The organism is Pseudomonas sp. NPDC007930 (assembly GCF_042958985.1).
GTDB lineage: Bacteria > Pseudomonadota > Gammaproteobacteria > Pseudomonadales > Pseudomonadaceae > Aquipseudomonas.
The window spans coordinates 134,658-146,885 of the sequence record NZ_JBIBKC010000011.1 but is presented as its reverse complement, the minus strand read 5'-3'; the positions used below and the strand labels follow the sequence as shown (position 1 = coordinate 146,885).

The 12,228-nt window shown below is 65.0% G+C and carries 12 protein-coding genes; all 12 read right to left on the bottom strand.

Annotated features, from left to right (window positions below; all coding sequences use genetic code 11):
* Window positions 1–186: 186 nt before the first annotated feature.
* Window positions 187–714 carry a lactoylglutathione lyase gene (gene gloA / locus ACFZCE_RS20605; RefSeq protein WP_390942378.1) on the bottom strand — a complete coding sequence of 176 codons (528 nt, stop codon included), beginning with the start codon at window positions 712–714 and terminating at the stop codon, window positions 187–189.
* Window positions 715–878: 164 nt separating this feature from the next.
* On the bottom strand, window positions 879–1,241 hold the full coding sequence (locus ACFZCE_RS20600; RefSeq protein ID WP_390942377.1) for a histone-like nucleoid-structuring protein, MvaT/MvaU family: 363 nt from the start codon (window positions 1,239–1,241) through the stop codon (window positions 879–881).
* 135 nt (window positions 1,242–1,376) lie between these two features.
* Window positions 1,377–2,306: a PfkB family carbohydrate kinase gene (locus ACFZCE_RS20595; RefSeq protein WP_390942376.1), complete on the bottom strand. Its 930-nt coding sequence runs from the start codon at window positions 2,304–2,306 to the stop codon at window positions 1,377–1,379.
* A gap of 20 nt (window positions 2,307–2,326) precedes the next feature.
* Window positions 2,327–3,805, bottom strand: a complete 1,479-nt coding sequence (gene xylB / locus ACFZCE_RS20590; RefSeq protein ID WP_390942375.1) for a xylulokinase — start codon at window positions 3,803–3,805, stop codon at window positions 2,327–2,329.
* Window positions 3,806–3,815: 10 nt separating this feature from the next.
* The gene (locus ACFZCE_RS20585; RefSeq protein WP_390942374.1) at window positions 3,816–5,327 is read right to left on the bottom strand and encodes a mannitol dehydrogenase family protein; all 1,512 of its coding nucleotides are present in this window, start codon (window positions 5,325–5,327) and stop codon (window positions 3,816–3,818) included.
* 30 nt (window positions 5,328–5,357) lie between these two features.
* Entirely contained in the window at window positions 5,358–6,461 is a 1,104-nt protein-coding gene (locus tag ACFZCE_RS20580; RefSeq protein ID WP_390942373.1) for a sn-glycerol-3-phosphate ABC transporter ATP-binding protein UgpC, read from the bottom strand.
* Window positions 6,462–6,498: 37 nt separating this feature from the next.
* Window positions 6,499–7,332, bottom strand: a complete 834-nt coding sequence (locus ACFZCE_RS20575) for an ABC transporter permease subunit (protein ID WP_390942372.1) — start codon at window positions 7,330–7,332, stop codon at window positions 6,499–6,501.
* Window positions 7,333–7,342: 10 nt separating this feature from the next.
* Window positions 7,343–8,269: an ABC transporter permease subunit gene (locus ACFZCE_RS20570; RefSeq protein WP_390942371.1), complete on the bottom strand. Its 927-nt coding sequence runs from the start codon at window positions 8,267–8,269 to the stop codon at window positions 7,343–7,345.
* A gap of 63 nt (window positions 8,270–8,332) precedes the next feature.
* Complete coding sequence (locus tag ACFZCE_RS20565) at window positions 8,333–9,640, bottom strand: extracellular solute-binding protein (RefSeq protein ID WP_390942370.1); 1,308 nt, start codon at window positions 9,638–9,640, stop codon at window positions 8,333–8,335.
* Window positions 9,641–9,775: 135 nt separating this feature from the next.
* The gene (locus ACFZCE_RS20560; protein ID WP_390942369.1) at window positions 9,776–10,072 is read right to left on the bottom strand and encodes an RcnB family protein; all 297 of its coding nucleotides are present in this window, start codon (window positions 10,070–10,072) and stop codon (window positions 9,776–9,778) included.
* Window positions 10,073–10,167: 95 nt separating this feature from the next.
* On the bottom strand, window positions 10,168–10,929 hold the full coding sequence (locus tag ACFZCE_RS20555; RefSeq protein WP_390942368.1) for a substrate-binding domain-containing protein: 762 nt from the start codon (window positions 10,927–10,929) through the stop codon (window positions 10,168–10,170).
* Window positions 10,930–11,428: 499 nt separating this feature from the next.
* Window positions 11,429–12,148, bottom strand: a complete 720-nt coding sequence (locus ACFZCE_RS20550) for a pirin family protein (protein ID WP_390942367.1) — start codon at window positions 12,146–12,148, stop codon at window positions 11,429–11,431.
* Between the last annotated feature and the right edge of the window lie 80 nt (window positions 12,149–12,228).

Below are 12,228 nucleotides of genomic sequence, written 5' to 3'. Positions count from 1 at the left end.
AATCAGGTCGGATCACCTTGGCTCGAATGCCGTGCGCCCCCTGTTTGCTGCGCGACAGCGCGGCGCCTTGGCGGCGGGGCGACTCCCACCAGATTTGTGTAAGTGCTTGATTTACGCGGCAACACAAAACCTGTGGGAGGCCGTGGTCCGGCACTCCGGCTGTGCCGGGCGATGGGCCCCGCAGCCTCAGGCCGAAACCGGGGTCGGCTGAATGATCTCTACCCAATAGCCGTCAGGGTCCTTGATGAACGCCAGGCTCTTCATGCGCCCGTCGCTCAGGCGCTTTTGAAAGTCCACGCCGAGGCTTTCGAAACGCTCGCAGGCGGCGCGAACATCCGGCACGGCGATGCAGATATGGCCAAAACCACGCGGGTCGGTGTTGCCGTTGTGGTAGGCGAAGCTTGCGTCGGTTTCAGTGCCGTGGTTGTGGGTCAGTTCAAGAATCCCGGGGATCGACTTCATCCATTCAGTGCGCGCGGCGGCGTCTTGCGGAATGGTTTTTTTATCGACCAGCGCGAGGAAGTACAGGCTGAAGGCCGCTTCCGGGAAGTCGCGTTTTTCCACCAGGCTGAAACCCAGCACGCGGGTGTAGAAGTCCAGCGAGCGGGTAATGTCTTTCACGCGCAGCATGGTGTGGTTGAACACGAAGTGTTCGGTGGCGCTATCCGGTACAGCGGTAACGCCCGGCAGGTTGTTCAGCTCATGAAGGCTCATGGGCAACTCCGGTCAGGGGCAATTATAAGAAGGGGAAAAAGCGGGGGAACAGAAAATAAGAAGCCCGCCGAAGCGGGCATATGGGGCGCTGGTCCTTCAGCAGCTTTGATACTGCGCCATGCGCCGTGAAAAAACCGTGAAAGCCCGAGCACCCCGAAAAAACCTCAGCCGCGCACCCAGCTTTCGACGGTGGCCGCGCCGTGCTCGGCCTTCCAGGCCTTGAGGCCGCGGTGGTTGCCGCCTTTGGTTTCGATCAACTCGCCGGTGTGGGGGTTTTCGTACACCTTGACCACGCGCGGCTTGCGCGACTGCTTGACCGGGGCGGCCACGCGCGCAGCGTGTTTGCTCGGGTCGAGGATCGCGACCACGTCACGCAGGTTCTTGCCGTAGTCCTGCATCAGCGCCTTGAGTTTTTCTTCGAACTCGATTTCCTTTTTAAGGCCGGCGTCGTTCTTCAGCGATTCCAACTGGGCAAGTTGTTCCTGAAGTGCTTTTTCGGCGGCGCGAAATTCGGCGAGTCGGGACATGAGGGGGCTCCGGCAAACAGGTGGATTTGCCCCATAGAATAGTGGCTGATCCGCGCTTCGACAACTTTTGTTCCGCGCCGCGATCAGCCAACAGCCGCGCAACAGGGCGCGGGAAGTGCACAAAGTACAAAAAAGTTAGAGCTCGGCGCGCCGCGGAAGATCAGGCCCGGTGCGGGTGCAGGTGAGCGCGGCGGCGCGAATGCAGAACTGCAGAAGTTGCCGTAATTGCCCTTCGTGCAATTGTTGCAAGGCGTGTGGAGTGTCCAGTTGCTGTTCGCTGAGCCACGCCAGCAAGGCCGCCTGAAAGGTATCCCCGGCGCCCACGGTGTCGGCCACTTTCACCGCTTGCGCGGCTTCGCGCACATGGTGCTGGCCGGTGAACACCTCGGCACCTTCGCCGCCGTGGGTGACGAACACCGCCGCGCAGCGCTCGCCCAGCCAGCGCTGGGCGATGGCCGCGGGCGCCTCGCCAGGGTAGAGCAGGCCGAGGTCTTCATCGCTGACCTTGATCAGGTGCGCCCGCGCCGCCAGGGTTTCGATGCGCGCGCGCCAGGCGTTGATGTCTGGCGCCGGGTTCAGCCGCACGTTCGGGTCAAGGCTGATCAGCCGCCGCCCCTGCTCGCGCTCGACCAACGCCAGCAGGGCGCTGGCGATCGGCTCGACCACCAGCGAGAACGAGCCCAGGTGCAGGCCACGCACGTCGTCGCCAAGGGCGGGCAGGGTGGCCGGGCTGATCTGCCGGTCGGCGCAGCCTTCGCCACGGAAGCTGTACTGCGGCGAGCCGTCGGCGCCCACCGCGACCATCGCCAGGGTGGTCGGCGCGTCGAAGCGTTGCAGGTAGCCTGGGTTGACCCCTTCGGCGTCGAGCAGGCTGGCCAGGCGTTGGCCCAGGTAGTCGTTGGACAACCCCGCCAGCAGCGCGCTGGGCACCCCCAGCCGGGCCAGGCCGATGGCCACGTTGTACGGCGAGCCGCCGGCCACCGCGTGGAAGTCGACCCGCGCCGGGTGGCCGGTGTCGGGTTGGGTGAAAAAGTCGAACAGTGCTTCGCCGCAGACGAGAAACATGCTGGCTCCAGAACGAAAGGTCAGAACAAATGGGCGAGGTGGGCGCGGTACTGGTCGAACACCGCCTGGTAGGCGCTGACGTTAGCCGCCTGCGGCTCGGCGCGGCTGCTGGCATCCAGCCGCACGCAACGTTCGCACAGCTGCGCCAGGCGCTCGGCGCCGCCACCGGCGGCGCACCAGGCAGCCTGGATGGCGCCGCCCAGGGCCGCCGCTTCGGGCTCTTCGGCGCACACCACCGGGGTGGCCATGATGTCAGCGACGATCTGCCGCCACACCGGGCTTTTCGCGCCGCCGCCGACCAGGCGGATGCCCTCGCTGGTCAGGCCGGCCTGGCGCAGCAGGTCGAGGCCATAGCGCAGGCCGAAGGTGGTGCCTTCGACCACCGCCCGGCTGAGGTTGGCGCGGGTCAGGTTGGTGCTGGTCAGGCCGTGGAAGCTACCGGTCGCCTCGGGCAGGGCCGGCACCCGTTCGCCGTTCAGAAACGGCAGCATCAGCACCCCGTCGGCGCCGATCGGGGCCTGCTCGACCGCCGCGTTGAAGGCCGGCAGGTCGAGTTGCAACAGCTCGCGCACGGCGCCGGTGGCGTTGGTCAGGTTCATGGTGCAGATCAACGGCAACCAGCCGCCGCTGGAGGAGCAGAACGCCGCCACGGCGGGCTCGTCGCTGACCAGCGGCTGGTCGACATAGGCGTAGACCGTGCCGGAGGACCCCAGGCTCATGGTCACCTGGCCGGGGGCGATGTTGCCGGTGCCGATGGCGCCCATCATGTTGTCGCCGCCACCGCTGGCCACCAAGATGCCGGGCGTCAGGCCCAGCCGCTTGGCCACCTCGGGGAGCAGCGTGCCGGCGGCCTGGTGGGCCTCCAGCAGGGTGGGCAGGGCGGCTTCCAGGCGGCCGCTGGGGTCGATGCCGCGCAGCAGCGCAAGGTCCCACTGGCGGGTGCGCACGTTGAAGTAGCCCGTGCCGGAGGCGTCGCCGTATTCGGTGCAGTGCTGGCCGGTCAGCCAGTAGTTGAGGTAATCGTGGGGCAGCAGGATCGACGCGACCTGGCCGAACAGCTCGGGGAACTGCTGCTGCGTCCACAGCAGCTTGCTCACCGTGTAGCCCGGGGCGATGGCCAGGCCCAGGCGCTCAAGCGAGCCCTTCACGCCGCCCAGTTGCTCGAGCAGTTGGTTGTTCTGCGGGGTGCTTTCGGTGTCGCACCAGAGCTTGGCCGGGCGCAGCACCTGGCCGGCGCCGTCGAGCATCACCAGCCCGTGCTGTTGGCCAGACACACCAATGCCGAGAATCGCCTCGCCGCTCACCTTGGCCGCGGCCAGCGCCTGGGCGGTGGCCCGTTCAAAGGCCTCCAGCCACTGTGCCGGGTCTTGCTCGCGGCGCCCGTGGGCACCGCTGATCATGCTGTGCGGCGCCGCGCCCAGGCCCAGCACGCGGCCTGTTTCAGCGCACAGCACCAGGGCTTTGGTGCCCTGGGTGCCGCAGTCGATGCCCAGATACATGCTTGGCTCCTTACGCCTTGCCCAGCAGGGCCTTGAGCGTATTGGTCACCCCGAGGGTGCGTAAGTTCTGCAATTGGCGCTCGAACGCCGCCACGAAGGCTGGCGAGTTCGGCAGGCTCTGGCCGAAAATTTCTTCCACACCCAGCAGCCGCGCGGTCAGGCCGGTGTCGCTGGCCACCAGCTGTTGGCAAAAGGCCGCGCGTGGGTCCGGGATGCGATAGGTGGCACCGGTTTCGTCCACGCCTTTCAGGTACAGGGCCCAGGCCGCCACCACCAGCGCGGCGCGGTCCAGTTCGCCGCCGCTGTTGATCAGCGTGTTGATCGTCGGCACGGTGAACTTGGGGAATTTCGACGAGCCGTCGGAGCACACCCGTTCCAACTGGTCGGCGATGGCCTGGTTGGAAAACCGCTCGATCAGCTTGGCCTTGTAGGCGGTCAGGTCGATGCCCGGCACCGGCGCCAGTTGCGGGGTCACGTCGCGGTCCATGTAGGTTTCGATGTACTCCACGAACAGCGGGTCGTTCATGGTGTCGTGCACGAACCGGTAGCCCTTGAGAAAGCCCAGGTAGGTCAGCGCCAGGTGGCTGCCGTTGAGCAGCTTGATCTTCATTTCTTCGTAAGGGGTCACGTCGTCGGTGAACTGCACGCCGACGTCTTCCCAGGCCGGGCGGCCGTCAGCGAACTTGTCTTCGAGCACCCATTGCACGAACGGCTCGCAGACCACCGGCCAGTTGTCGTCCACGCCGTGCTGCTCCAGCAGTTGCTGGCGGTGGGCGGCGCTGGTCATCGGGGTGATGCGGTCGACCATGGCGTTGGGGAAGCTCACGTTGGCCGCGATCCACTCGCCCAGGCCGGCGCCGTAGGCATCCCCGGCCAGCTCGGCGAACGCCAGCAGCGCCTTGCGCGCCACCTGGCCGTTGTGCGGCAGGTTATCGCAGCTCATCACCGTGAACGGCTTGTGCCCGGCCTGGCGGCGCCGTTGCAGCGCGGCGCAGAAGAACCCGAACACGGTTTTCGGTGCCTCGGGGTGGGCCAGGTCATGCTGGATCAACGGCAAGTGGGCCATGAACTGGCCGGTGCTGTCGTCGATGCAGTAGCCGCCTTCGGTGATGGTCAGCGAGGCGATGCGGATGTTCGGTTCGGCAAGCTTGGCGATCAGCGCTTCGGGGCTGTCTTCGGCGAGCAGCATCTGTTTCATGCTGCCGATCACCCGCACTTCGGTGTCGGGGTTGTCGCCCAGCTCGAACAGGGTGAAGAGAAAGTCCTGGCCGGCGAGGTCGTCGCGGGCCTTGCGGTCTTCGCCGCGCAGGCCGGCGCCGCAGATGGCCCAGTCGAGGGCCTTGCCCTGGTTCATCAGGGCGTCGGTGTAGAAGGCCTGGTGGGCGCGGTGAAAACCGCCCACGCCAATGTGCACGATGCCCTCGTTGGTCAGCCCGGTCTGGTAGGCGGGCAGCTTCACCTGTGGGGGCAGGTCGCCGTCTTCAAGGGTGTCGAGGCTCAGTTTTACGGCAGCAGTGGTCATGGAACACTCCAAATTCGTTGGCCGGAAGGTTCACGCCGCGGCGCGCAGGGCGGGTGCCACGGCGGCGCCCTGGGCGTCGAACAGGTGGCAGTGCTGGGCGTCGAGGTGCAGCGCCAGGCGCTGGCCATAGGGGTTGTCGAGGTCGCCGCGCAGGCGCAGGGTCAGCGGTTCGTTCGAGTCGGTGACCACGTGGCAGAAGGTGTCGCTGCCCAGCCGCTCGCTGACGTCCGCGGTCACCCCTAGGCCCGGCTGGCCGGGCGCGGCCAGTTCCAGGTGCTCGGGGCGGATGCCCAGGGTGACTTCATCGCCGGCCTTCAGCGTGCCGTTGGCGCGCGGCAGGGTGATGCGCAGGCCGGCGTCGAGCAGCACTTCGCAGCCGTCGCTGTGGGCGGCGTCTATCCGGCCCTTGAGCAGGCCCATCTTCGGCGTGCCGAGGAACGCCGCCACGAACAGGTTGGCGGGGTGGTGGTACAGCTCCAGCGGCGAGCCCACTTGCTCGATGCGCCCGCCGTTGAGCACCACCACTTTGTCGGCCAGGGTCATCGCCTCGACCTGGTCGTGGGTCACGTAGATCATCGTCGCTTGCAGCTCCTGGTGCAGGCGCGCCAGCTCCAGGCGCATCTGCACGCGCAGGGCGGCGTCGAGGTTCGACAGCGGTTCGTCGAACAGGAAGATTTTCGGCTGGCGCACGATCGCCCGGCCGATCGCCACGCGCTGGCGCTGGCCGCCGGAGAGCTGCTTGGGCTTGCGCTCGAGCAGGTGGCCCAGCTCGAGGATGCGCGCGGCGTCATCGACCTTGCGCTGCACCTCGGCCTTGTCGACCTTGGCCAGGTCCAGGGCGAAGCTCATGTTCTTGCGCACGGTCATGTGCGGGTACAGGGCGTAGGTTTGAAACACCATCGCCAGGTCGCGCTTGGCCGGGCTGACTTCGGTGATGTCGCGCCCGTCCAGCTCGATGTGGCCGCTGCTCACGTCCTCGAGCCCGGCGATCAGCCGCAGCAGGGTGGATTTGCCGCAGCCCGAGGGGCCGACGAACACCACGAATTCCTTGTCGCGCACTTCGAGGTCGACGCCCTTGATGATCTGCAGGTCTTCGAAGCCTTTTTTCAGGTTTTTCAGTTTCAGCGTGGCCATGGCTGGCTCCTGTGCATGAAAGGGGTAGGGGCGCGGGTCACTTCACCGCGCCGAACGACAAACCACGAACCAGTTGTTTCTGGCTGATCCAGCCGAAAATCAGGATGGGCGCGCAGGCCAGGGTCGACACCGCCGACAGCTTGGCCCAGAACAACCCCTCGGGGCTGGAGTAGGAGGCAATCAATGCGGTGAGCGGGGCGGCCTGGGAACTGGTCAGGTTCAATGACCAGAACGCCTCGTTCCAGCACAGGATCAACGACAGCAGCACGGTGGAGGCCAGCCCGCCCTTGGCGATCGGCAGCAGCACACGGAGCATTTCCTGCAGCAGGGTGGCGCCGTCGAGGCGGGCGGCTTCGAGGATGTCGCGGGGGATGTCCTTGAAGTAGGTGTACACCATCCACACCACGATCGGCAGGTTCACCAGGGTGTAGATGATGATCAGCCCGGTCTTGCTGTCGAGCAGCCCGGCGCCCTTGGCCAGCAGGTAGATCGGCATCAGCACGCCCACCGGCGGCAGCATCTTGGTCGAGAGCATCCACAGCAGGGTTTGCTTGGTGCGCTTGGTCTCGTAGAAGGCCATCGAGTAGGCGGCCGGCACCGCGATCAGCAGGCACAACAGGGTCGCGCTGAACGAGATGGCGATGGAGTTCCAGGCAAAGTGCAGGTAATCGCTGCGCTCCTGGATGTGCGTGTAGTTCTCCAGGGTGGGGTGGAAAATGAATAGCGGCGGCGTGGCGAAGGCGTCGATCTCGGTCTTGAAGCTGGTCATCACCATCCACAGGATGGGGAAGAAGATCAGCAGCGCGATCAGCCACGACAGCCCGCCCAGGGCCACGCTTTGCAGGCGGCGGGAGGTTTTGAGCGTCATCATGGTCGGGCCCTCAGCCTTTGTCGGTCAGGTTTTTGCCGATCATCCGCACCAGCAGGATGGCAGCGATGTTGGCGATCACCACGGCGATCAGGCCCCCGGCCGACGCCATGCCGACGTCGAACTGCACCAGCGCCTGGTTGTAGATCAGGTACGCCAGGTTGGTCGAGGCAAAGCCCGGGCCGCCGTTGGTGGTGGTGAAGATCTCGGCGAACACAGACAGCAAGAAGATCGTCTCGATCATCACCACCACGGCGATCGGCCGCGCCAGGTGTGGCAGGGTCAGGTGCCAGAAGATCGCCAGCGGCCCGGCGCCGTCGAGGCGCGCGGCTTCTTTTTGCTCCAGGTCCTGGGACTGCATGGCGGTCATCAGCAGCAGGATGGCGAACGGCAACCACTGCCAGGCCACGATGATGATGATCGACAGCAAGGGGTAATTGGCCAGCCAGTCGATCGGCTGGGCGCCGAAGAACCGCCACACCGCCGCGAGGATGCCCGACACTGGGTGGAAGATCAGGTTCTTGAACACCAGCGCGCCGACCGTGGGCATGATGAAGAACGGCGAAATCAGCATCACCCGCACGATGCCGCGGCCGATGAACTCGCTGGCCTCGAGCAGGGCGGCGATCAGCACCCCGCCGACCACGCTGATTACCAGCACGCTGACCACCAGCAACACGGTGTTCCAGGCGCCCGGCAAAAACCCGGAGTCGGTCAGGAAGAAACTGAAGTTGTCGATCCCGACGAATTCGTTCTCGCCCGGGTACAGCAGGTTGTAGCGGATCAGCGAGAAGTAAAGGGTCATGCCCAGCGGCACGATCATCCACAGTAACAACAGCAGCACCGAAGGGCTGACCAGGAACCAGCCCGGATTCGGGGTGCGGCGGCGCGCAGCCTGGCGGTCGACGCTCAACTGGGCCTTGGCGGTATGGATAGACATGATGTACGCACCTGTGTGAGGCAGCGGCGCCCATTCAACCGGGCGCCGCCCGCCAGCAGCGGTTTACTTCGGATAGCCCGCGCGTTTCATTTCACGCTCGGTACTCGACTGCGCCGCGGTCAGGGCCGCGTCGGCGGTCATTTGCCCGGTGAGGGCGCCGGAGAAGATCTTGCCCACGGCGGTGCCGATGGCCTGGAACTCCGGAATGGTCACCAACTGGATGCCCACGTACGGCTTGCCTTCGTTAGCGGCCGGGTTGGCCACCTTCAGCGACTCGAGGGTGACCTTGGCGAACGGCGCGGCCTTCAGGTAGGCATCGCTGTAGGTCGAGGCGCGGGTGCCTGGCGGCACGTTGGCGATGCCGTCTTTGTCGGCCACCAGCTTGGCGTAGTCGGTGGAGGTGGCCCAGGCGGCGAACGCCTTGGCGGCGTCTTGCTTCTTCGAGCTGGTGGGGATGGCCAGGGCCCAGGAGTACAGCCACGACGTGCCGTTCTCGGTGCTCTGGTGCGGGGCGAAGGTAAAGCCAACGTCGTCGGCCACCTTGCTCTGGGCTTTGTCGGTCACGAACGAGCCGGCCACCGAGGCGTCGACCCAGATCGCGCACTTGCCGCTGTTGAACAGCGCGAGGTTTTCGTTGAAGCCGTTGCTCGAAGCGCCGGGCGGGCCGGATTTCTTCATGTTGTCGACGTAGAAGTTCAGCGCTTGCTTCCACGAATCGGTGTTGAATTGCGGCGCCCAGCTCTTATCGAACCACTTGCCGCCATAGCCGTTGGCCAGGGTGGTGATCAACGCCATGTTCTCGCCCCAACCGGGCTTGCCGCGCAGGCACAGGCCGTACTGGTCTTTGCTTTTGTCGGTGAGTTTTTCAGCGAACTGGCCGATCTGCTCCCAGGTGGGTTTTTCCGGCATGCTCAGCCCAGCGGCCTTGAACAGGTCGGTGCGGTAGTAGGTGATCGAGCTTTCGGCGTAGAACGGCAGGGCGTACAGCTTGCCATCCACCGAGAGGCCTTCGCGCACCGAGGGGAACACGTCGTCAAGGTTGTAATTGGCGGGCAGGTTGGCCATTGGCACCAGCCAGTTCTTCTGGCCCCAGAGTGAGGCTTCGTACATGCCGATGGTCAGCACGTCGAACTGGCCGCCTTGGGTGGCGATGTCGGTGGTCAGGCGTTGGCGCAGTACGTTTTCTTCGAGCACCACCCAGTTCAGCTTGATGTCGGGGTGCTGCGCTTCGAAGGCCTTGGACAACCGCTGCATGCGGATCATGTCGCTGTTGTTGACCGTGGCGATGGTCAGCGTGGTCTCGGCTGCCAGGGCAGGGCCGGCCAGGCTCAGGCAGGCTGCCGCCAGCCATGCGTTTGCTGGGATTCGCATCGTGCTCTCCTGTTATTTTTGTTTTCACCTGTACTGCACAGGGCAGGTGCTGTGACCATTACAGCCCGCGGGCGTGCGCCTCACAACGCCAGCGCCGCACGCGGGGTGATACTTTTTTGCACTCGCCAGAAGGGCTCAGTTCACCCCTTCCTGAATTTGCACGATGGCCGCGTTGCCGCGGTTGACCAATACGTACTTGCCACCGAACTGCACCCACTGGGTGCCGGCCTCGGGCGCCTTCAGGCCGCGTTTTTGCCAGTCCTTCACCTCGGTGGCGCTGGTGGTGTACTTGTCTGGGGCCTTGTCGCCCACTTGCAGCGTGTCATTGGCGCTGCTTTGGCTTTCGACCACCTGGGCAGCGTTGGCCACCAGGCTGGCGTCGCTCATGCAGCCCATCAAGACCAAGGCACAGAGCAGGGTTTTGCTGTTCATCGCGGTGCGTTCCTCGAACGGCGGGGTTAACGGGTTTGACTGGCGGCAGAGCAAAACATTCGCTTTACCCTGCGCGCAAGCCCGGCGTTGAGCGTTCAGGGTGAAACCGGATCCAGCCCGGTGCCTTGCACCGTGCCCAGGGCGCTGGGTGATGCCAAATATTCCAGTAACTTACGGGCCTGCTCGGGGTGTTGGGCGCCGACCGGGATACCCGCCGCGTAGCGGGTCACCGACTGCAGGCTTTCGGGAATCTTGCCGACGAAATGCGCGCCCTTGACCGGCAGCAGCTCAGCCACCTGTTGCATGCCCAGCTCGACCTCGCCGCTGGCCACCTCACCGGCCACCGGCAGCCGCGGGATCATCCGCGCGCGGCCCTTGAGCTGTTCCTCGATGCCCAGCTTCTTGAACAGTTGCTGCTCGATGTACACGCCGCTGGCGCTGTCTGAGTAGCCAACCGAGCGGGCGTTGAGCAGCGCCGCCTTGAAGGCCGCCTCGCTGGAGATGTCGGGCACCGCGGCGCCGTCCTTGACCGCCACGCCGATGCGCGAGTCGGCCAGCTCGACCCGCGAGCCGGGCTGCACCTTGCCTTGCTTGATCAGCTCATCGAGGGCATAACCGACCATGATCACCACGTCGGCGTGCTCGCCCCGGGCCAGGCGGTTGGGGATCGCCTGGGGCGCCTGGCCCATCGACGGGCCGAGTTCGGTGTGCAGGGTGTTGCCGGTGGCCTGGGCCCATTTCGGGCCGAGTATCTGGTACGCCGCGGTAAAGCCGCCGGAGGTCATCACATCGACCTGGGCCGCGTGGGCGAGGGTGGGGAGCAGGGAGATGAACAGCAGGGAGCGCCAGCGGAGCATGGCGGGGGCCTTTTTATTGTGGGTACCCCGCCAAGCCTAGACAAAAATCGGCGCTATTCGCGGCTGGCCTTGTGAATCAAGTACATGGTGTAGGCGAACGAACCCAGGGTACCGGCCACGATGATCAGCATGATGACACCGTCCATTTTGCACCTCCTTGAGGGCAGCAGATGAGAATGGAGCCAGCATGCGCCGGGATGGGTTTGGGTAACAGAGGCAGTTGTTCATTGAAAAACAGGATCAGATGGGGGCTGGGCTGGCCCTTTGCCCGGCTGCGCCGTAATGCTGTTCGCTCAAGCCATTTCACGGCTTCATGGAGGGGGTCAATCTGTGTGCTCTGCTGATTGTGTGCATGAGCTTCAGGGCACATCGCCCGGCACAGCCGGCCTCCCACAGGTTGTGTATTGCCCCTTAAATCAAGGATTTACACAAACCCGTGGGAGGCCGTGGTCCGGCACTCCGGCTGTGCCGGGCGAAGGGCCGGTGGCGGCAACCTGCCTTACATCCCCGGCAACTCATTGGGCCGCAGGTCAAACACCAGCACCTCCGCCTGCTCACCCTCGGCGAGCCGCAGTTCGCGCTCATTGCGCACCCGCACCCCGTCTCCGGCTTCCAGCCGCTGGCCGTTGAGCAGCACACTGCCGCGGGCGACGTGCACATAGGCAAAGCGGCCTTCGTCGAGCACCAACTCAGCGCTGTCGGTGCCGTCGAACAGCCCGGCATACACCCGCGCATCCTGGCGCACCTGCAGCGAACCCTGCTCGCCGCTGGGCGAGATGATCAGCCGCAGTTGGCCGCGTTTTTCCGCGTCGCTGAAGTGCTGCTGCTGGTAGCGCGGTTCGGCGCCGGTTTCGTTGGGCACGATCCAGATTTGCAGAAAGTGCACGCCTTCACTCGGCGAGTGGTTGAACTCACTGTGGGTGACCCCAGAGCCGGCGCTCATCAGTTGCACATCGCCCGGGCGGATCACCGAGCCGGTGCCCATGCTGTCTTTGTGTTCCAGCGCGCCGTCGAGCACGTAGGAAAAAATCTCCATGTCGCGGTGCGGGTGCTGGCCAAAGCCGCGGGCCGGGGCCACGCGGTCGTCGTTGATCACCAGCAGGTCGCTGAAGCCTTGTTCGCGCGGGTTGCGGTACGAGGCAAAGGAGAACGTGTGGTGCGAATTCAGCCAGCCATGGTTGGCCACGCCGCGATCGGTATTTTTGCGAAGGGTAAGCATGTTGACCTCCTGATTCGTTGATGGGGCCAGTTTACTGTCTCGCAGGGGTCGCATTAAGTAGGCGGAATTGGCCATACTGT